At 57.6% G+C, this 21,081-nt stretch carries 18 protein-coding genes and 1 pseudogene; 16 read left to right on the top strand and 3 right to left on the bottom strand.

Going from position 1 to position 21,081, the window contains the following annotated elements; all coding sequences use genetic code 11:
* Positions 1–32: 32 nt before the first annotated feature.
* The 3 genes from E5678_RS03495 to E5678_RS03485 form a co-directional block, all read right to left on the bottom strand.
* On the bottom strand, positions 33–1,004 hold the full coding sequence (locus E5678_RS03495; RefSeq protein ID WP_136180613.1) for a tripartite tricarboxylate transporter substrate binding protein: 972 nt from the start codon (positions 1,002–1,004) through the stop codon (positions 33–35).
* Between the two features lie 143 nt (positions 1,005–1,147).
* The gene (locus tag E5678_RS03490; RefSeq protein ID WP_136177237.1) at positions 1,148–2,563 is read right to left on the bottom strand and encodes a sensor histidine kinase; all 1,416 of its coding nucleotides are present in this window, start codon (positions 2,561–2,563) and stop codon (positions 1,148–1,150) included.
* On the bottom strand, positions 2,560–3,228 hold the full coding sequence (locus E5678_RS03485; protein WP_136177236.1) for a response regulator: 669 nt from the start codon (positions 3,226–3,228) through the stop codon (positions 2,560–2,562). The genes E5678_RS03490 and E5678_RS03485 overlap by 4 nt, the downstream gene beginning before the upstream one ends.
* Positions 3,229–3,705: 477 nt before the next feature.
* Here E5678_RS03485 and E5678_RS03480 point away from each other — a divergent pair, with 477 nt between their 5' ends.
* From E5678_RS03480 to E5678_RS03405, 16 genes and pseudogenes are all read left to right on the top strand, one after another.
* Positions 3,706–4,188: a GreA/GreB family elongation factor gene (locus tag E5678_RS03480; RefSeq protein WP_136177235.1), complete on the top strand. Its 483-nt coding sequence runs from the start codon at positions 3,706–3,708 to the stop codon at positions 4,186–4,188.
* A gap of 287 nt (positions 4,189–4,475) precedes the next feature.
* Positions 4,476–4,787, top strand: a pseudogene (locus E5678_RS03475) (transposase); the annotation flags it as partial.
* Between the two features lie 768 nt (positions 4,788–5,555).
* On the top strand, positions 5,556–6,278 hold the full coding sequence (locus tag E5678_RS03470) for a ribonuclease activity regulator RraA (protein WP_136177234.1): 723 nt from the start codon (positions 5,556–5,558) through the stop codon (positions 6,276–6,278).
* Positions 6,279–6,351: 73 nt separating this feature from the next.
* Entirely contained in the window at positions 6,352–7,317 is a 966-nt protein-coding gene (locus E5678_RS03465) for a tripartite tricarboxylate transporter substrate binding protein (RefSeq protein ID WP_136177233.1), read from the top strand.
* Between the two features lie 55 nt (positions 7,318–7,372).
* On the top strand, positions 7,373–7,858 hold the full coding sequence (locus tag E5678_RS03460) for a tripartite tricarboxylate transporter TctB family protein (protein WP_136177232.1): 486 nt from the start codon (positions 7,373–7,375) through the stop codon (positions 7,856–7,858).
* A gap of 39 nt (positions 7,859–7,897) precedes the next feature.
* On the top strand, positions 7,898–9,397 hold the full coding sequence (locus tag E5678_RS03455; protein ID WP_210731979.1) for a tripartite tricarboxylate transporter permease: 1,500 nt from the start codon (positions 7,898–7,900) through the stop codon (positions 9,395–9,397).
* 41 nt (positions 9,398–9,438) lie between these two features.
* Positions 9,439–11,022: an aldehyde dehydrogenase (NADP(+)) gene (locus E5678_RS03450; protein WP_136177230.1), complete on the top strand. Its 1,584-nt coding sequence runs from the start codon at positions 9,439–9,441 to the stop codon at positions 11,020–11,022.
* A gap of 145 nt (positions 11,023–11,167) precedes the next feature.
* Entirely contained in the window at positions 11,168–11,947 is a 780-nt protein-coding gene (locus tag E5678_RS03445; protein WP_136177229.1) for a FadR/GntR family transcriptional regulator, read from the top strand.
* Positions 11,948–13,279: 1,332 nt separating this feature from the next.
* Complete coding sequence (locus tag E5678_RS03440) at positions 13,280–14,023, top strand: MarR family winged helix-turn-helix transcriptional regulator (RefSeq protein WP_136177228.1); 744 nt, start codon at positions 13,280–13,282, stop codon at positions 14,021–14,023.
* 9 nt (positions 14,024–14,032) lie between these two features.
* On the top strand, positions 14,033–14,797 hold the full coding sequence (locus E5678_RS03435) for an ABC transporter permease (protein WP_136177227.1): 765 nt from the start codon (positions 14,033–14,035) through the stop codon (positions 14,795–14,797).
* A gap of 11 nt (positions 14,798–14,808) precedes the next feature.
* Positions 14,809–15,603: an ABC transporter ATP-binding protein gene (locus tag E5678_RS03430; protein WP_136177226.1), complete on the top strand. Its 795-nt coding sequence runs from the start codon at positions 14,809–14,811 to the stop codon at positions 15,601–15,603.
* 2 nt (positions 15,604–15,605) lie between these two features.
* On the top strand, positions 15,606–16,655 hold the full coding sequence (locus E5678_RS03425; RefSeq protein ID WP_210731978.1) for an NrtA/SsuA/CpmA family ABC transporter substrate-binding protein: 1,050 nt from the start codon (positions 15,606–15,608) through the stop codon (positions 16,653–16,655).
* Between the two features lie 37 nt (positions 16,656–16,692).
* A complete protein-coding gene (locus E5678_RS03420) occupies positions 16,693–17,289 on the top strand; it encodes a nitrile hydratase subunit alpha (RefSeq protein WP_136177224.1) in 597 nt (198 codons plus the stop codon).
* Positions 17,290–17,304: 15 nt separating this feature from the next.
* Positions 17,305–17,919, top strand: a complete 615-nt coding sequence (locus E5678_RS03415) for an SH3-like domain-containing protein (RefSeq protein ID WP_136177223.1) — start codon at positions 17,305–17,307, stop codon at positions 17,917–17,919.
* A complete protein-coding gene (locus E5678_RS03410; RefSeq protein ID WP_136177222.1) occupies positions 17,916–19,307 on the top strand; it encodes an amidase in 1,392 nt (463 codons plus the stop codon). The genes E5678_RS03415 and E5678_RS03410 overlap by 4 nt, the downstream gene beginning before the upstream one ends.
* A 351-nt stretch (positions 19,308–19,658) precedes the next feature.
* Positions 19,659–21,071: a VOC family protein gene (locus E5678_RS03405; protein WP_136180612.1), complete on the top strand. Its 1,413-nt coding sequence runs from the start codon at positions 19,659–19,661 to the stop codon at positions 21,069–21,071.
* Positions 21,072–21,081 lie beyond the last annotated feature (10 nt).

Below are 21,081 nucleotides of genomic sequence, written 5' to 3'. Positions count from 1 at the left end.
ATCGTCGATCGACCGCCCATGTCAGGCGAGGGTTACTTGGCGGGGGGCGTGACAGCCAAACCGAATTCTTGCGCCAGCAGGCGGTACTCACCGACCCGCTTCTTCGCGTAGGCATCGGCTTCTGCACCGACCAAATCAAACGGGAACAATCCGCGCTCTGCACGCAGCTTCTCGTATGCGGGCGTGGCCATCATTTTCTTGAAGGTGTCGCTCCAGGTCTTGAAGTCGGTATCGCTGACCTTTGGCCCCATGTAAAAGCCGCGGATGATGGGCCACTGGATATCGGCACCCTGTTCTTTTGCTGTCGGAATCGAAGCCAATGCACCCGGAAGACGCTTGTCAGCCATCACCGCCAGCACGCGGATCTTCGAACCTGCGAGCTGCTGCTGAACTGCCTCAGACGCATCGCCCGAGTAGACGTGAATGTGACCGCCTTGCAATGCGGTGATGGCTTCGCCACCGCCTTCGAAGGCAACAAAACGCATGGCCCTGGGGTCAACGCCGGCGGCCTTGGCGGTCAGCGCGGCTTTCATCCAGTCCTGGCTCCCCACAGTGCCTCCCGCGCCGAACACCACCTTGGTCGGATCGGCCTTCACGGCTGCCAGCACGTCTTTCAAAGTTTTGTAGGGCGAGCTTTCGCTGACAATGATCGCGCCGAAATCTGCACCAATCGCCGACAACCAGCGGACATCGTTCTCGTTGTAGCGACCAAATTTTCCTTGAGCCAAGTTCAGCAGCGAACCACCCGAGAACGCAACAATGGTGTTGTTCTCATCCGGGCGCTGAGCAATCACGGAATTGTAGGCAACGGCGCCAATGCCACCGGGCATGTAGGTCACACGCATAGGGTCGGCGATGTACTTTCCGTCTAGCAGCGCGGTCTGTACCAGCTTGCAGGTCAGGTCAAAACCACCACCCGGTTTCGCGGGGGCAATGCATTCAGTTTTGTCCAGCGGGCCTGCCGTTGCGGAAACGGCTGAGCAAGCAAGGACAAGGGCCATCATGGGAAATTTGAAATTCATCGGAAAGTCTCCATCGGTTGTTGGTGAGTCCCCAAAAACGTGGAATCGCCGGGGATGCAGAAACTTTACCGAGGCGGCGCTTTCAAGCAGCTTTCAGAAAATACGCGAAAACATACGGGGTAACCCTAGGCTTGCGACGCTGGCCCGACCAGGGGAAGGGTGATGGTCGCGACCAGCCCGCGCCCTTCCTCGCCGGGAGCAAGCAGCAAGGAGCCACCCAGCCGTTCGGTGATCGACCGGACAATCGCCAGACCCAGACCCGTCCCTGGCTCGCTCATGTTGCTGCCGCGAAAAAACCGCTCGCCGGCACGGCTCAGCTCCGTTTCCGGAATGCCAGGCCCGTTGTCCACCACAGCAATCAAAGCCGTTGCTCCCTGTCGCGATACTTGCACGGTCACCTGTCCACCCCTGGGGGTGTAACGCAACGCGTTGTGAACCAGGTTAGACAGGGCCTCCTTCAACAAACCTGACTGGGCCAGTACCGGCAGCGCTTGGTCTGTCTGCTCGATGCCCAGGTCGACGCCCCGATCGCGGGATTCACTCCACCACTTCTGGGTCACCTCAAGGGCCAGTTCGCCGGCATCGATGTGTTCGACCACAAACTCGGCACTCTCGGCCCGCGCCAACGCAAGCATCTGGTTGGTCTGGCGCACCGTTTCATCCAGTTGCAGCCGGATGGCCGCCACAGCACCTCGCAGCTTGTCCTGATCGGGTTCACGCAATGCGTAGGCGATCTGCGTGGCCAAAGTGGCCAATGGCGTTCGAAGCTGATGCGAGGCATCGTCGACAAAGCGCCGCCTAGCTTCGACCATTCGGCGGTTGCGCTCAATGTGAAAATTGATCGCATCAACCAGCGGCTGCACGTCGGCAGGAATGTCGGGAGCCGAAATGGGCGTCAAATCCTCGGTCTTTCGGGCCACCACCGCATTGCGCAAATGCGCCAAGGGCCGCAACGCCCAACCCACAGCCAGGACCAGCAAGATGGTCGCCGTCAGAATCAGAATCACATCGCGTGCCACTGCCTGCAACACCAGTGCGCGGGTGAACTCATGACGGGATTCCAGTGTCTCCGCAACCTGAATGATCACACGCTGAGCGCTTGCGTGGCCTGAAAGCGGGCGGTCCAGCAGGCGCGCGTAGGAACCGATCCGAACCGGCTCGCCGAAGTAGACGGCATCACTGAACTGAGGCTTGCCGGTGGCCAGGACATTCGGCGGGGCTGGCAAGTCGGGGCTGCCAATTTCGATCAATCCATCCTCCGTTGCCACCCGATAGAAAACCTGCCCGCTGGCCGTCAATTGAAAGAACTCGAGCATGATGTAAGGCAGCTCGACACCGAGCCCCCCGCTGGCGGTAGAGATGTTTGCATCCATCGACTTGATGGCGCCCAAAAGCGAACGGTCGTATGCCGAATTTGCTGCATCCACGGAGGTACGCCAGGCCAGCCAGAGTTGAGCCGCTGCAACCAGCATCAGGCCCGGAAACAGCACCAACAGCAAGGTTCGCCGCAGGCCCATGCGATGCAGCCTTGTCAAGTTCACGCGTCGCCCTCCAGCACGTAACCCAACCCGCGAAGGGTGGTGATGCGAACTGTGCTGTGTGCCAGCCGCTTTCGCAATCGGTGCACCAGCACTTCGACCGCCTCTGGGTTGACGTCTTGCTCGTCCGAGAACACGCGGTCCAGAATTTCATGTTTGGTCATGGGTTCACCGCTGCGCTGGATCAAGGCACGCAATACAGCGTGTTCGCGTGGCGTCAGTGGCAGCGTTTCGTGCTGCAAGGTGAACTGCTTGCTGGCAGCGTCGTAGGTCAGCGCCCCGCAGGCAAAGCGGGGGTGATCACTCCCTCGGGCACGCCGGATCAGCGCCATCAGACGGGCTTCCAGTTCCTCCAGCTCAAAAGGTTTGGCGAGGAAATCGTCGGCGCCTTCGCGCAAGCTGCTGACCCGCTCGATCAACGAATCGCGCGCAGTCAAAATCAGTATCGGCAGGCGTTCGTCGGCCTCGCGCAGATCGGCCAGAACCTCGTGTCCGCCCAGCCCTGGCAGGCCCAGATCCAGGATCAGTGCGTCGTAACGCGTTGCCTTGACGCTGTGCCTAACCATGCGGCCGTCGTCAACCCAGTCGACCTGAAAGTCGCTTTGATGGAGAGCCCGCACGAGCCATTGCGCGAGTTCGCGTTCATCTTCGGCCAGCAGGATGCGCATTCAGATACTTCCACAAATGTTGGCTACCCGAGCGGTTAAGGATTCAGGTCGTCAGTTGAGCATTATTGCCCCACCGCTTGTTCTCGGTTGCCACACCAAGAAACCCTCTAGCACGCTGCACCAATACGATACATGCGAGCAAGTCAAATGGCGAATGTCTTTGAGCTGTCGTGTTGGCCGCCATGGGTTGTTTGGTTTGCTTCAGAGGTTTTCTCACCAGCGACGGCGATCGAGCAACGGCAACTGTGCTTCGGCGGATTCAACCGGTCGATGCAACACTCTGAATCCGCCTCCCTGACCGGTCACTCGCGCAGCGCAGCCTACCCATCTGCCCTCGGATGACTCCTGCTGCTCCTGTCCACCGGCGGAACCACCCATGGCTGAAGTTGACCTGCAGCCAACAGAAGCGTCGAAGGCTGGTGGAGCCCTTCATAATCAAGGCCTGCCCCCACTTGTTCGATAGACCGATCTTTCATCATGGATAAATTCTTGCTGCAGCAGCAGGTGCTGGAACGGCTCGCCGAAGACCTGCTGCAAGCCGAACAGGCAGTGCGGGCGGCCCATGAAACGGCGACTCACGAAGAAAACATCGCTGAAAACAAATACGACACTTTGGGACTCGAAGCCGCCTACCTGGCCACCGGCCAAGCTCGTCGCGCCGCAGCCATAAGCCAGGTGATGGCCCATTGGCGCCAATTCCGCCCGAGCCCCTACGACGCCAGCATAGGTATACAGCTCGGCGCGCTGGTCTGCCTGGTCGATTCCGAGGACAAGCAGAAACAGCTCTTCCTCGGCCCGGAGGGGGGCAGCATGAAGTTGGTCAGCGGCGCTCAGCTCGTTCAGGTCATCAGCAGCGAATCCCCTTTGGGCAGGGCCATGCTGGGTAAATGCGAGGGTGATGAGGTGTCGATACAAGTCGCTCCAGTCCGACAGCGGTTTGAGGTGCTGAGGGTACATTGAGCCGCAAGGACGCAGCTGTGAAGCCCAAACCGTGAATTCACGGGGGCAACATCAAAGGTTGCAACCGCTGCACAGCCGAACTTGAAAAAAACGAAGGTCGCATGAAGGCTGACTGCAGCCGGTCAGGTTCTGCAGCCGGATGACAGCCGCCGCTGGGACCTGCCATTCGTCATCCTGCAAGGCGGCCGACCGCTGCACCTTCAGCAGCGGCCACTCGGCAGCGATGGGCCGTACGAAGTGTCGAGCGACTCTTTCCCGCCAAGGGGACCGGCACTTCGCGATCTCAGGAGCAATGGTTCAACCTCTCTGACCCGGCGATGGAAGAGGCGATGTACGACACGCCCCCTGTTTCGTGAGTTTGCAGAACTTGATGCGGGTGAAAACAACTTGCCCGATGAGAGCCCCATTCTTCGATTCCGCCATCTGATCGAAGCCAACGATTTGGGCCTCCAGGCCCTGGCCACTGTGACCGCCAAAGGTCTGTTGCTCAAAGTGGCACGGTGGTCGATGCCACCTTGATTGCCGCACCCAGTTCGACCAAGAACAACAGCGGCGAGCGCGATCCTGAGATGCACCAGACCAAGAAAGGCAACCAGTGGTACTCAAGCCCGCCCTAAGTTGGTGTCGGTAGCGAACCAACCGATGCAACACTCATGCGCCGTGTGACGAAGCCGGCACTCCTCTTCAAGGATGTCCATCACTCAACGATGGACATTTCACAGCAGCGGTAGCGAAGTGTCGGATGACTTTTCACTGGAGAACCGCAGCGCGCACGCGGGCAGTCTGGCACCAGCGCTGTAAATACCTCGGTCACTGCGGCGATGTCCTGCTGCACCCTGGATCGAACACTTGGGGGCTGATCAGCAACAGTCATCGGTTGGCTTGGATCGTGACCATCACCAGTTGTAATACCTATTCTTTGTTATTGACATCATTGGTAAGACAACATATATTCCGATCCATCGATAGAGACTGCAACGGCAGCGCAGCTCATCCGAAATAAAAAAGTAGAGCCAAGAGACAACGCCTTTGTGCGAAGGAGCCGACCTTGATCCATGACATCCCATCAACTCGATGCGCGATAGCCTGCCACCACGAAGCCAGGCCTGTTCGTCCGATGGCGAGCAATGAGTTGCGCCCCATCCGCAACCTCGAAGGCTCTTCGCACCGACTGTTCGTCGTGCAGCCTTGGTCGGGCCAGCCTTTGCCCTCGGTTTTTTTCCCGACTCTTCGCAGACGATAGTCCGCGATTTTTTGGGCGTCGAACCTCGGCGAACCTGCTACAGCCGCTTTCTCTTCGCCCTCGGCACCGTCGATCGACGGCCCCTACACACCACTTCCATCCATTTAGAAAGAAGGATCAATCCATGAGCGCCACCTACACATTCGAGTCCCTCAAAGACTCCACGAAAAAGTCCCTGGAACGGGTGTCCACCGCGACCTTGCACACCGCCTTGTTCAAGAAGGGTCTTCGGAACACCTACATCCAGGGCGTAAGCCGGATGAACACCGCGAAGCTGAAGATGGTGGGACAGGCGTTCACCTTGCGCTACATCCCCGCCAGAGAAGATCTCGACACCGTCGCGGCATTCAAAGACCCCAAACACCCGCAGCGTCTGGCCGTGGAAACGGTGCCGGCCGGCATGATCCTCGTGTCCGATTGTCGGCAGGATGCCAGCGCCGCATCGGCCGGCAGCATTCTCCTCACGCGCCTGCAGGTCCGCCAATGCGCTGGCTTCGTTTCAGACGCAGGTATTCGGGATTTCGACGATGCCTCCGAGATGGCTCTGCCCATCTTCTGTGCGAAACCCAGTGCCCCCACCAACCTGACCAAACACCATGGCGTAGACATTCAGGTGCCAATTGGCTGTGGGGGGGTTCCGGTCTTCCCTGGCGACGTGCTCGTGGGCGATGGCGATGGCGTCATCGTCATTCCCCTCGAAATCGTGGACGAGATTGCAGAAGAGGCTTCAAAGATGGAGCAATTCGAAACCTACGTTTTGGGCAAAGTGGGTGCAGGCGAAGCCGTAATTGGTCTGTATCCACCCAACGAAGCTGCCCTTGATGCGTACACCCAGTCCAAAGCCTGACACAGGCTACCCACCCGTTTCCCGTACCGGGTAGCCACACGCTGCCCATATTTCTAAAACTATCGGAGACATCATGTTCATCAAATCCTTGAAGACCGGCATCATCATTGCGGCAGCCCATTGTGTGTTCGCTGCCTCGGCTATTGCGGCCGATTTCCCTGCGCGAGACATCCGCCTTATCGTGCCATGGCCAGCCGGTGGTGGCGCCGATGGCATTTCACGCAAGATCGGTCAGATCGCCGAAAAGAGCCTGGGCAAATCCATCTACGTTGAGAACATCGGAGGCGCTGTGACGGCCACCGGCCTCATGCAGATGAGCAAGGCCAGGCCAGACGGTCACACCATTGGTGTGCTGACCTACGACAGCGTCATTACCTTGCCGCGCGGCAAGATGGTTCCAGGCTACTCGCTGGAGAAAATGACGCCGATCGCCAGAATCACCAAAGAAGCCGATGCGATTGTGGTCTCGAAAAAGTCTGGATTCAAAAGCTTCCAGGAGCTGATTGCCGCAGCGAAGGCCAAGCCCAATTCGGTACGCGTCGGCGTTGCACCCAAGGGTTCCGGACCTTTTCTCGCGGTCCGCCGCCTGGAGAAAATGACGGGAGTGACCTTCAATGTGATCAGCTACGCTGGGTCTTCCAGCGCGGAAGCCGAGGCATTGCTGTCGGGCGAACTCGATGCAGCGATTTCCAGCCTGGGCGACTTCAGCGGCATCATTTCATCTGGCGATGCCATGGGTGTCGTGGAATTGTCATCCGAGCAGAATCCGTCGTTCCCGAATGTTCCGCCCATCAGCAAGCTGGGCTACGAACTTGAAACCGGCAGCTTCATTCTTCTTGCTGCTCCCAAGGGCACGCCCAAAGAAGCCATCGTCAAGCTCGAAGCCTCTTTCAAACAGGCTTACGACAGCAAAGAGTTCCAGACCTGGTTGGGCACCATTGGTGTGACGCCTAGCTGGTTGGGCTCGGCTGGCGTGCAGCAGTGGATCGATCAACTGCAGAAAACCACCTTCAAAGTCATGGATGACTTGAGCCTTTAAACCACACAAGGCCCTGCCTGGGTTCAGGCCCGAGGCAGGGTGGAGGTTCATTCAGATGACTTTGAATAAAAAATCGATTTTTCCGTTATTCGTTCTGGTGGTTTCGGTTATCTACCTGATTGAAGCCATCAGGATGGGTGCGCCCGTTGTGGATGCAGGCATTCGCCCCTCTTTCGTTCCGCAGGTCTTGGGTGCGCTGTCAACGCTGTTCAGTCTCATCCTGACCATCAAATCCGTCAGGGAGCAAGCACCACCGGATACCGAAGCGGAAACGTCGGACAACGGCGCTGCAGCGGTAGAGGATGCTTCGTCGATCAAGCCAGCCGTGCTGACGATCGTGGCGATTTCGATCTACATCGCACTGTTCACGACCTTGGGCTATGTGCTGTCTTCGATGGTGTTTGTCTTCGCCATCATCGTGATCTTTTCAGCCCCCGATAGGTGGCTTTCCAAGCTCGCCACATCGGCCGCCATTGTTGCCTTCGGCTACGTCGTCTTTGAACAATTGTTTGGCGTTCGATTGCCGACTTTGTGGGGATAAATTATGGAATTCATTGGCCTTGTTGGGAGCGGCTTCGGCATGCTCCTTGATCCCCTGACCCTTCTTTACGTTGTGCTCGGCTTCCTGATTGGTACCGTGTTTGCTGCGATACCGGGGCTCACTGCCACTTTGGCGTTGGCACTCTTGCTGCCGCTCACCTACAGCCTCGATGTGACCACCGCCTTGATGGCCTGTGCAAGCATCTACATGGCGGGCATGTGTGGCGGCAGCATCACCGCGATCACCGTCAACATCCCGGGAGCGCCGTCGTCCATGATGACCGCGCTCGACGGCTACCCCATGCAACAGCAAGGCAAGGGCGCCTTGGCTTTGGGCCATGCGGCCTTTGGCTCCATGGTGGGTGGAGCTTTTGGTTGCATTCTCTTGATCCTGATGGCGCCACTGGTCGCGGAGATCTCGCTGCTGGTCAAGACCAGTGGCAAATTCTCTCTGCTGGCTTTTGCGATCGTAGTGATCGTCATTTCAGAGCGCGGAAAAATCCTCAAGGCAGCGCTCGCTGCCTGCATGGGCATGATGCTCGCGACCATGGGGCTGGACGGCGTAGAGCCCTTGGCCCGTTTCACGTTCGGCCTGAGCGACCTCACCAGCGGCATCGATCTGATGCCCGTAATCATCGGGGCTTTTGCGATCAGCGAAATTCTGATGCAAGCGGGTGATCAACAAGCCGCCCGCAAGATCGTCGGTGCGCTTAGCAAAGTTACGATCCGCAGGCGCGACTTCTTTCCACCGTTGTCACAGATCAAAGAAGTCGGCTGGGGGTGCTATATCAAGTCCAGCCTGATTGGCTACGCGGTCGGAGTTCTGCCGGGTGCAGGCGGATCGATGGGCAGCTTTCTCGCGTATGTCGAAGCGGTTCGCACGTCCAAGAACCCTGGTAGCTTCGGCAAAGGCAATCCGAAAGGCATTGCAGCCGCCGAAACCGCGAACAACGCTGTTTGTGGAGGGGCGCTGGTGCCGACGCTGACGTTCGGCATTCCTGGCGACCCGGTGATGGCGATCATGCTCGGCGTGCTGGTCATCAACGGCATTCAACCCGGTCCCCAGCTGATGAGCAACCAGGCTGAATTGATCGCCCCCATGTTGTCTTCCCTGCTCTTCAGTGCGGTCATCCTGATTCCATTGACCATGTACCTGCTGGGTCCGTATTTCGTCAAGGTGGTAGCCATCCCTAGGGGTGTGCTCTACGGCGCAATTGCCTTGCTGGCAGTGCTGGGCAGCTTTGTGTCGACCTACTCCGTCTTTCAGATGGCGGTTGCGCTGGCCATGGGTGTGCTCACTTTCTGCATGCGCAAGAACGGCTTCCCCATCATCACCCTTGTCCTGGGGTTCATCCTAGGGCCCAACCTCGAAGAATTTTTCCGCCGTTCATTGGCCATTTCGAACGGCAATCCTCTGACGTTCATCACGAGCCCTGACAGCTTATTTTTCGTGGCTCTCACCCTGGTTTTTGTCTATTTCCTCAGCATCAAAAAGCCCGCAAAGCTGCCTATTGCAGGCGCAGATGCTCAGTCGAAATGACGAACAGCAACGCACAAACTCACTCCATTAGGAACACACACATGCAAGTTACCGGACAGATGTTGATTGGTCGCGAAAGCGTTTTTGGAAACAGGGCATCGATTCGGGCTTTTAACCCGAGCACGGGCGAACCCATCGAACCTGTATTCAAAGGCGCAGGCGCTGAGGAAGTGGATCGGGCCTGCGCACTGGCCGAGGCGGCCGCAGTGGCGTTCCGTAACACCTCGCTCGACGTGCGTGCCGGGTTCCTGGAGACGGTCGCTGTGCAGATAGAGGCGCTGGGTGACGCGCTGATTGAGCTCTGCATGCTGGAGTCAGGCCTTCCACGGGCACGACTGGAAGGCGAGCGCGGACGAACCTGCGGCCAATTGCGCTTATTTGCCTCGCTGGTTCAAGCTGGCGAGTGGTTGGACGTGCGGGTGGATACTGCGCTGCCTGAGCGCAAACCTTTGCCGCGGGTCGATCTGCGCTTGCAGAATATCGCCATGGGTCCAGTTGCCGTGTTCGGCGCCAGCAATTTTCCACTGGCTTTCAGCGTGGCCGGTGGCGACACGGCTTCGGCATGGGCGGCGGGTTGCCCCGTCATCGTAAAAGGCCACTCTGCCCACCCTGGCACATCCGAACTGGTCGGCCGGGCCATCCAGGCGGCGGTGGCCCAGTGTGGTCTGCCAGAAGGTGTATTCTCCCTGCTGTTTGGCTCGGGCAATGAGCTGGGTCAGGCGCTGGTCTCAGACGCCCGCATCAAAGCCGTGGGCTTCACCGGCTCCCGCAACGGGGGTCTTGCTTTGATGAAAACGGCACAGGCCCGTCCTCAACCCATTCCAGTCTACGCGGAGATGAGCAGCATCAATCCGGTGTTTCTGCTTCCCGATGCTCTGCAAAACCGTGGGCCTGCAATGGCCGAAGCATTTGTCGCTTCACTGGCTATGGGGGCCGGTCAGTTTTGCACCAACCCTGGTCTGGTGGTGGGCTTGCGCGGGGATGCGCTCAGCCGCTTTATCGAAACGGCAACAGAGGCGACCACAAAAGTGGCGCCCCAAACCATGCTGTCTCCTGGTATCCAAGCTGCATATGCAGCTGGCGTAGAGGCACTGTCCTCCCACGCCAAGGTACGCGAATCTGGAAAGGGCATCACCACAAACGGTCCTTGCCAGTGCCAGGCCAGGCTGTTTGTCACGAATGCCGTCGACTTCCTGGGCGATGAGGCCCTGCGCAACGAAGTGTTTGGCGCGACATCCTTGATTGTTGAGTGTGATGACTGGGCCGAGGTAAAGCGCGTTGCCCATTCGATCGAAGGGCAGCTGACTGTCACCCTGCTGATGGACGACAGTGACCTAGCGAGCGCCTCGGAGCTGCTGCCCATTCTTGAAGACAAGGCTGGGCGTTTGCTGGTCAACGGATGGCCAACAGGCGTTGAAGTCAGCCATGCAATGGTGCACGGTGGCCCTTTCCCAGCGACCTCCGATTCGCGCACAACGTCTGTCGGAACTGCCGCGATTCAACGCTTCCTACGTCCAGTCTGTTATCAGAATTTTCCTCAAGCGTTGCTTCCCGAAACGTTGCGGGACAACCATCCCACAAATGTATCTCGCTTGCTGGACGGCAAACGTGTCCTGCCGACATAAGGCTTGTCCGGCATGACCTCACGGCCCTGCTTGCGCCGGATCGTGAGCTCCAGAGCGGAAAAAATTGACCCTTGGGTTGACGTGCTCGTATATTGGGCGGTTTCTATAATCAACATCCGACTCACGACAAGGTTCAGTCACATCCATGGCTCGCAGCAAAGACACTGATTCCACAGCCGCGCAAACAACAGGGATTGCACATGAAGCCTTGGTGGGCAGCCCCAGCGAATCAGGACCGCGTAATCGCCTGTCTGATCAGCTCTACGGCAAAGTCTTTGAGCAGATCACCTCAGGCCGGTTCAAACTGGGTGAGCAGCTTCCTTCTGAAGTAGAAATCGCAGAGAAGTTTGGGGTATCCCGGCCGGTTGTCAGGGAGGCGTTCTTGCGTTTGCGGGTCGACGGGTTGATCACGTCACGCCAGGGCATGGGAACCTTTGTCAGCCATCAACCGGCACTGCGCATAAAGGTCTATGCGAAGGCGCAAGACATCGCCACCTACTTGAGATGTCAAGAGTTGCGAATTACTGTTGAAGGTGATGCCGCCAGGCTAGCTGCCGAACGTCACACAGAAGAACAGATGGACGCTATTGTTTCCGCTCACGAGACATTTTCAATCGGTGTGCACAGTGGCGATTTGACTCCGGCTGCGGATCTGGATTTTCACGCTCGCATCGCGCAAGCCAGCGGCAATGAGTTTTACGCCAACACGCTCGAAAATATCCATGAGGCCATGGTCGGCCTGATGCGTCTGACGCTAGGACTCACTCGCACAGCGTCCAAGAAGCGAGCGTTAACTGTTCTCGACGAACACTCGGCAATCGTTTCTGCAATTCGCGCCCGCGACGGCGAGCAGGCTCGGGTAGCTATGCAGTTTCACCTAGGCCAAGCTCGACGTCGTTTGATTGACAGACGCCGCGACAAGTAGCACTTTGACCAGATCGATATGTTGTTGGTCGGTTCAACGTAGTTATTTTTCGCTCCAGGCGCCTCTGCTGCGGCGCTGCGGCTTTAGCCGCACGGCTCTTTTCCTGATGACTGCGCTTGGCCTGGAAGGGATGGCCCTGAAGGTCTCCGCAAGCTGACTTTGGCTGAGAGGGGTGTTGCACCGGTGGTCAGCTGCCGAGCAGAGCATCGTATTTACACTGCCGACCAAGAACAGCCGCTCAGCGCTAAACGTGCGCTGACCGCCTGAGGCTGGGCGCGGACATAGGACATTGACGCCTGAACGTTCGCGAGCTTCGTAACCTGTCATTCGCGGAACAATGCACCGAGCGACCGGTTGACGTGCGTCCCGTCACCTTCTGCATGCACCCCCTAGGTTGCCCGAAATATCTCCATGATCAACGTGTAGGACGACCAGTTAGATTCGCCCAATGCGTCAGCTCTCTTTTCGTCGAGCGGCAGACTGCTGCGGGGTTTGAGCCTTCGGAAAGCGCCAAGAGTGTCCTCTGCAGCAACGCCTCGGCCCAGTCCGCTCAATTAGCGGTACAAGGCCGAAATGAAACAGCGCCGGTTTTAACCACATCAAGAACTGGTGGAGCTGACCATGCAGGAAGGGGTTCCCAGGGCCAACCATCACCGCCTGATCGGACCCCTCTCACATGTCTCGCCTGCAGAGGATGAGACAAACGACTACCGGCAGCTCGCAGGCAACCCATCAAAGTGGTTGCCTGACCTAAACCAGCTTGCCCACCACGAAAACACGGGCGATTCGAGCAGCTGCCTGCCGAGCGAATGACAGCTCTTTTCATAAGCAGTCCACTGGCAGCTAGACGTCGCATCACTAAGTGGATGCATTCCACCAATCTGCTTGAACCTTTGCTGAAAGTACCACCAGGTCAGCTGGACACCCCAGTCAGATTTGAATCGTCATCCCGAGCTGGTCAGTCTTGCATCGGCGGCAACATTTTGGGGCATGCATTTGTTCCGTTGCCAGATTTTCAAACCGCAGAGCCCCATCAGGGTGCGATACCTACAAACGCCACGCTGCAAGCTGCCCCCCCGTTTTCCTAGATCTATCGACAAACGCTCTGTCCGCGCTCTATTCGTCGACCGTCAGCCCGTTGAGCAAGCCCGTATGCACGCAAAAGGCAGCTCAGAACCCATCTTGGCACGCCTCATGCTTACTAGTCGTACAAATCGGACCAAATTCAAAAAATTTCCTTTTTTGGTGCGAACAGCCCTTTTTTACCTATGAAGGTCAAAAAAGACATCGGTCGGCAAAAACCGACCAAAACCCAAATGACTGTGAGTCTGTATGGAAAATGCGCTAGCCCGCCTCGGCATCGCGGGCAATCTCTACAAGGTTTACCGGGCAGCCATCGAACTTGGTGACGTCCCGGTGACCAATGTGATCGAACGTACTGGGTTGCCCAAGGCTACGGTTTATGGCGCGCTCGATCGCTTGCAGCAAGAAGGTCTGATCGCCGAATGGAAAGGCAAAGGCTTGCGACGAGTGCAGGCGAACGAGCCGAGTGTGTTGTTGGAGCATGTTGAAGCTCGCAAACAAATGCTGACCGAAGTGCTGCCTCAACTCCGTGCGATGTACCACCGCGCGCAGGGAAAGCCAAACATCCGCTTCTATGAAGGGGAAGCGGGTGTGAAAACCGCTCTTTGGGATTCTCTTTCCGGCGACGCTCCCAACATGGAGGCCGTTTTTTCCATGGCCGATCTGATGGAGGTTCCAGGCCTGTCAGCCATCGACGAATACATGGCAGAGCGCGTACGTCGAAAAAAATCCATGCGGGTCGTGCGCTCTCGAAGCCGTGACCGCGCCGAAATATGGCAGTCGAGCCACGCCCTACATCGTGAGTTGCGCTTCACACCTCCGGCAATGACTTTGTCTATGACTTTCATCATTTATGGCTCGCGGGTGGCCTTGATGTCGTCCACAAAAGAGTGCTACGGCATGGTGATCGAGAGTGAGGAGTACGCCCACATGATGCGCGCCATGTACGAGGGCATCTGGTCCCAGAGCGAACCGACTGATTACATCGACTAAAGAAGCCTTATGAAAATTAATCCTGTACTTTTGCGCAACGTTAGTGGTTTGATTGCATTTTTTGCGTTGTGGCAACTCCTCAGCGCTCTGGGGTTCATCAACTCGTTCGTACTGCCCTCACCTTGGGGTGTCTTGCAGGCGTTGTGGATATTGCTTCTCGACGGCACCCTCATGACCCACCTTGGAGCCAGCCTGCTTCGTGTTGCTGTGGGCTACCTCCTCGCGATGGTGGTGGGTCTCTCATTCGGCTTTCTTTGTGGCTGGGTGCGCAATGTCTCTGATTTCGTGCGTCCGGTGGTTGAAGCCTTGCGCCCGATCCCGCCGCTGGCCTGGGTGCCGATCTCCATCCTCTGGTTTGGGCTTGGTGATGCCTCCGCTTACTTTCTAGTGTTTCTAGGGTGTGTCTTTCCACTGTTCTTCGGCGCGTATACCGCTGTGCGTTCGCTCGACAGAAATCAGCTCAATGCCGCTCAAAGTCTGGGCGCCGGGCGCTGGCAGATGCTGCGCGATGTGCTGATTCCTGCCTCACTGCCAACAGTGATGCCCAGCCTGCGTCTGGCCCTGGGCATTGGTTGGATGTGTGTCGTGACCGCTGAACTCATTGCTGCGCAGACTGGCCTGGGCTACCTCATCCAACAGTCGCGCATGGTTTTCCAGATCCAGAACGTAGTAGCCGGTATGGCCACCATTGGGCTCGTCGGTTTCCTTATGTCCAACATCCTCGAACGGGTCGAGCGCCGGGTAATCGCCTGGGCACCGTCCGAACGCAACTGAGGCTCAGATCTATGACGACACCTTCCGCACACCTTGAGATTTCAAACGTATCCAAGACCTTTCACTCGCCACGCGACGACTCATCAGTTATTGCACTGAGCGACGTATCGCTGAAGGTGATGAAGGGGGAATTTATCTCGCTGCTCGGTCCTTCAGGATGCGGCAAGTCGACCTTACTGAATATGCTGGCTGGCTTCCATAAACCCACCAGCGGAGTGTTGCTGCAGAACGGCCGGGAAATTGTCGGACCCGATCCATCACGCACGGTGGTGTTTCAGGACTACGCACTGTTCGGCTGGATGAACCTGCAAAAGAATGTTGAATTCGGGATGAAGGCCAAGGGCGTGGGGGTGAAAGAGCGAGCTGAATATGCGCGTGAACTCCTCGCCAAGGTGCAGCTCACTGGATTCGAAAACAAGTTCCCGCACGAGGTGTCTGGCGGAATGAAACAACGCGCGGCCATCGCCCGAGCGTTGGCTCCAGACCCTGAAGTACTGCTTATGGACGAGCCCTTTGGTGCTCTGGATGCTCAGACCCGTGTGCTGCTGCAAGAGGAAATCGCCCGAATTTCATCAGACAGCGGCAAGACTGTAATTTTCGTGACTCATGGCATTGACGAGGCGGTGTTCCTCGCCGACCGAGTGGTGGTCATGAGCCCGCGCCCGGGTCGGGTGCGCGAAGAAGTGTTAGTTGAATTAGGCCGTCCCAGAACGGCGGAAGTACGCACAGGAGACTGGTTTGTATCCACCGTTAGCTCGCTTTGGGAAACCCTGAAGCCCGAATGGCAAAAAGCCGAAGGAATTTGAACATGATCACTCGTCGCAATTTCAATCAATTCTCACTGGCTGGAGCCGCCACCATCCTCGGAGCTCCAGCCATCGTGCGCGCAGCCTCGTCGTTGGATGTGGTTCGCTTCGGCTGGACCAACACAGTGGTGGTGTCCGCACAGACTATGCACGTGTTGAAGAACACGGACATCGCTGAACGCAACGGCATCAAGCTGGAAATGCCCCAGTTGATGAACAGTCCAGCAGTCACCGAAGCCATTGCATCCAACTCGGTTGACATGGGCACCGTGTCTGATTTCAGCGCAGTGACCATCATGGCAGCTGGTGCGCCCATCGTGCCTGTGGCGCACCAGTCGAGTTTTCGATCGGCCATCATGGTGACCAAGAAATCTGGCATCAAGTCGCTGGCGGACCTGAAAGGGAAAGCAATCTACGGCACCTTCGGCATCACTGCATACCTCAATGCCCAAGAAGCCGTCACCAAGGCAGGACTGATCGTCGGTAAGGACGTGAATTTCGTCAACATCAACACGCCCGAGTTGTCCGATGCGGTCCGAGCGCAGCGCATCGACGCCTTCTTCATGTGGGACCCCTGGTTGGCCCTGTTCGAGGACGCGGGCTTAGCCACGCCCATGGCCGAGAACACCTCGCCATCGATGGTGCTGCAGGCCAACTCCAGTTTCATCAAGGAGAAACCAGATGTCCTGCGTCGTTTTCTCAAGTCACACAATGAAGCTCTGTTCTGGGCCAGCCAGAACCATACGCAGGCTAACGCTTGGTTCCGCTCCTTGGAGCCAGCAAAGAGCATTCCTGAGAATGTGATCGAGAAGGCTTCCACTTTTGATCCGCAGTGGACGATCAAGAAACTCGCTGACGTTTCTTGCACCATCAAGCCTGAAGCCATCGCCAGCATGGAAAAGATGGCGCAATGGGGATTTGGCGAAAAGCTGCTGCCGCGGGTACCGAGTGTCAAGCAGCTCGTGAACACTGACATTTCCTCCAAGGCCGACCAAGACACCAAAGCAGGCACCTTCGATGTGACTCGTGTCAAGGTTAAGAAGCTAGCGTGAATAGCTGAAATATTGACCTCAATCAAAGGAGATTTCCATGACCCTACACATGCCGACGCGTGTCGATGCCGTAGAAAAACTGGTGGAGGCACGCGGCCTGTTGATGCCATCCACTATCGACGATTACGAACACTTCGTGGACGAACAATGGTTGCCGATGAACGGCGGTCGCCTGGTTGCAAAGGCCTGGACCGACGCTGCTTTCAAGGACCGCTTATTGACCGATGGCAAGGCCGCCGCGGCCGAGCTAGGGTTTGCTATGCCTGAGCATCACGGCAGCTTGGAGGTGAAGGAGAACACCGCCAACGTGCATAACGTCATCTGCTGCACCCTGTGCTCCTGTACCGCCTTCACCATCATCGGAATGGCACCAGGTTGGTACAAGGATCTGGACTACCGTGCACGCATCGTGCGTGAAGCACGAACCGTGCTCGCCGAGCTTGGGCTTGTCTTACCGCCAACCGTGGGTATCCGTATCTGGGACACCACCGCTGACACCCGTTACATGATTCTTCCGATGCGCCCCACGCACACTGAAGGCTGGAGTGAAGAGGCATTGGCCGACCTGGTGACGCAAGAGGCGCTCATCGGTGTGGCTCGCCTCGAAGCTCCCTATACGACCACTCCCAACTGACCGGAGGAAAACTCAATGGATGGCATACATGACCTAGGCGGACGCCAGGGATTTGGCAAGGTTTCCCCAGAAGACCGCGAGGCATTTCACGAGTATTGGGAAAAGAAAATCAATGCCATCTCCGGCCGATTGGTGGGCCAGAGCGTCTACAACATGGACGAATACCGCCACGCGATCGAACGAATGGATCCGCGCCACTACATGGCCGCCTCCTACTACGAGCGGGTGTACACCGCAGTGGTCACACTCTGCGTTGAGAAGGGAATCTTCACGGTCGAGGAGCTGGACTCAGCGGCGGGGGAAAGCGTACCGCTGGCTGGGCCAGCGAAGCCCGGTCGCGTGGCTGAATCCGAGCTCCCCGTGCTGGCCATCGGTGACACAGTGCGGGTCAAGATGGACTTCGTGGGTGGACACGTGCGTATGCCTGCTTATGCCAGGGGCATGGCTGGTCTTATCGTCGGCCAGTCGCCAGAATACCCTTTCCCCGATGCAGCAGCACACGGCTTGCACAGCGCCCGCCAACGGACTTATGACGTGTGTTTCAAGAGCACCGACTTGTGGTCCGGTGCGGTCGAAGAGGCAGACGTCCATGTCGGCGTCTTCCATTCTTACCTTGAAAAAATCTCATGAGCGGCGAGGACGAATCTCTATGCCGTCTCGGCGCACAGGCCTTGCTCGACGGCTATCTGGCTGGTGAGTTTCAGCCCTCCCAGGTCGTCGATGCTTACTTGGCGCGGATCGCTCGACTCGATTCGAAGCTGCACGCCTACGTGATCGTGCTTGCCGACGAAGCCCGCGCGCAGGCCGAGGCCTCGGATCTTCGGTATCGTGCCAGCACTGCTCGTGCGTTGGAAGGATTGCCAATCGCACTCAAAGACTTGATCGAGCTGGCGGGGTATGACACCACGGCGGGTTCCGCCACGCGGAGAGGTCTACCGCCGTCGACCATCACGAGCACCATTGCCAATCGATTGGTCGACGCAGGTGCGGTGCTACTCGGTAAGGTGCACACCGCTGAATTCGCCTTTGGAGCCTGGGGTGACAACGAACACATGGGCACGCCCTGGAATCCATGGGACCTTCAAGTCCAGCATACGCCTGGCGGTTCAAGCAGCGGCAGCGGCGTGGCTGTCGCCGCGTGCATGGCTCCAGTTGCAATCGGCACAGATACCGGCGGATCAGTGCGAATTCCTGCAGGGTTCAATGGCTTGGTTGGACTCAAGACCACCACGGGTCGAATCAGTGCATACGGTGTTATCCCACTGAGCCAGACGCTCGACACCCCCGGGGTCCTTGCCCGGTCGGTCACCGATGCTGCTTTGATCTATGGGGTGCTACAAGGCCACGACGATCTGGACCCGCGAACCTGGTCTCGACCTAAGCCGGTACCCACCACACTCCCGCTGGATGATTTGTCGGATCTGCGCCTGGCCTGTCTATGCGAGGTCGATCGCGTTGGCATCGACGAAGATGTTTTAGCAGCTTACGACCGTTGCTTGGGTTTGCTGGAGAGCCTTGGCGCCAGTATCGTCATACTGACGTTGGAGCGTCCTCTGATTTCTTATGCCGAACCCACCCCAATGGCGGTCGAGGCATTCGCGCTCTACGGCGAGCTGGCGCAGGACCCATCCAGCCTTATGGATCCCCAAGTGCGAAAACGGGTGCTCGGCGGTAACGTATCGGCGACTGAATATCTGAAGATCCGTGAAGTCATGACGGCACAGACTGTGGACTTCCACCGTCGCTTGATTGGCCTTGATGCCTTCATCTTACCAACTTCCCAAGTTCCAGCGGTGCCGCTGAGCGGCATTGGTACACGCCCGAATGCGAGCTTGCTTACCCGTTTTGGCAACACCTTCGGCTTGTGTGGTGTGGCGATGCCGAGTGGGTATAACCATGCAGGGTTGCCATTGTCCCTACAAATCTTGTGTCGCGGATACCAGGAGGATTCCGCGATGCGGATTGCGTCCGCACTCGAAATTCGTACCAGTGACGAACGGCACTACCCGGAACTGTAGCAAGCAGCAAAACTGACTCATGCCGGTGCAAACAAGAGAGCAACCCTGAGCACGTGTGTTCCTTGAGGTCAGGATCGGAGAAACAAGCCGATTCACTTTGCTTTTTGGACTAGCAATTGAGACAGTCCGAAAGCAATTTCCAGCCGAAAGAAAATCATTCCGCGTTGGAAAGTTCTTTGAACACACACACATCTCTATTTGCAACAAGACGCACAGCTCGCATGTACAACAAGCACAGCGCATGAGATCGGTTGCTCCGTTTGCAAACCAGCCCATTCCGGTAGTGCACGAAGTAACCAGCTCCTTGTGGTGAAAACCATATCTTTTGAGCCCCCACCTATCGCCCCAATCATGAGTTCATCGCACCAGCCCATCGTGTCCCCTGCAATCGTTTCAAGCGGCGAAATCCGCATGCGTTTTTCACGAGCCATGTCCGAGATGTACCGGCAGGAAGTACCGAAGTACGGGACCTTGGTCGAGCTTGTGGCCGACATCAACGCCCGCATTTTCGAGCAGCAACCCGCCTTGTACGAAAAGATGCAACGCACAGGCGAGCTGGACCGCCTGCGAGTGGAGCGCCACGGAGCAATCCGCGTAGGCACTGCTGCGGAGCTGAGCATGTTGCGCCGACTGTTCGCCATCATGGGCATGGAGCCAGTGGGCTACTACGACCTTTCAGCTGCGGGCGTACCGGTTCATTCCACGGCCTTCCGCCCTGTCGGCGATGCAGCCCTGAGATCCAATCCGTTTCGGGTATTCACGTCTCTTCTGCGACTGGACCTGATTGCGGATGACGCATTGCGTGCAACTGCATCCAGCATCCTGGCGCAGCGACACATTTTCACGCCACGCGTACTGGAGCTGATTACCCACAGCGAAACCATGGGAGGACTCCAAAGCGCCAAGGCTGATGACTTTGTTCGCGAAGCCCTGGAGACCTTTCGTTGGCACAGCGAAGCCACGGTGAATGCCGACACCTACGAAAAACTGAAAAATGCACACCGACTTATTGCCGATGTTGTCTGCTTTAAGGGCCCGCACATCAACCACCTGACGCCCTGCACGTTGGATATTGACTCGGCCCAAGCCAAGATGCCTGCACGCGGCATGGACGCCAAGGACGTAGTGGAAGGACCTCCCCGGCGAGATTGCCCCATTCTGTTGCGTCAGACCAGCTTTAAGGCGATGGAAGAGTCAGTGCATTTCACAGATCGATCTGGCGCGCACGCAGCACGCTTTGGCGAGATCGAGCAACGCGGCGTGGCCCTCACGCGTGAAGGCCGCTTGCTGTACGACCAACTGCTTGCTGAAGTACATGAGATGGGCAGTGCAGGCGGATCTGCGCTCGAATATGGCGCGCGCCTGGAACAAGTATTTGCCAAGTTCCCCGACACACATGCTGCTCTGCGCGCTCAGAATCTAGCGTTCTACCGGTACACCTTGACCGAGCAAGGTAAGACCCTGGACAGCACTGCCACAGATGCAGAAGCGGATCTATCGTCCCTGCTCGAGCGCGGCCTAGTAGAGGCCGAACCTATCACCTATGAAGACTTTCTGCCAGTGAGCGCAGCGGGCATTTTCCAATCCAACTTGGGCGGCCAAGAACAAGTGCACTACGTTTCCAATGCGGCCCAGCAAGCGTTCGAAGCCGATCTGGGCGCCCCGGTGCATGATGAAATCAAACTATACGAAGCAGCTCAACAACGCTCCATCGCTCAAGTGCGCGCAGCCTTGCGCGGCCGGGCCGCTGAGGTAACTGTATGAGCGGTCTGAC

This window comes from Hydrogenophaga sp. PAMC20947 (assembly GCF_004795855.1).
Taxonomy (GTDB): Bacteria; Pseudomonadota; Gammaproteobacteria; order Burkholderiales; family Burkholderiaceae_C; genus Hydrogenophaga.
Note: the sequence above shows the minus strand (reverse complement) of the source record. Positions and strands in the feature narration are given on the sequence as shown.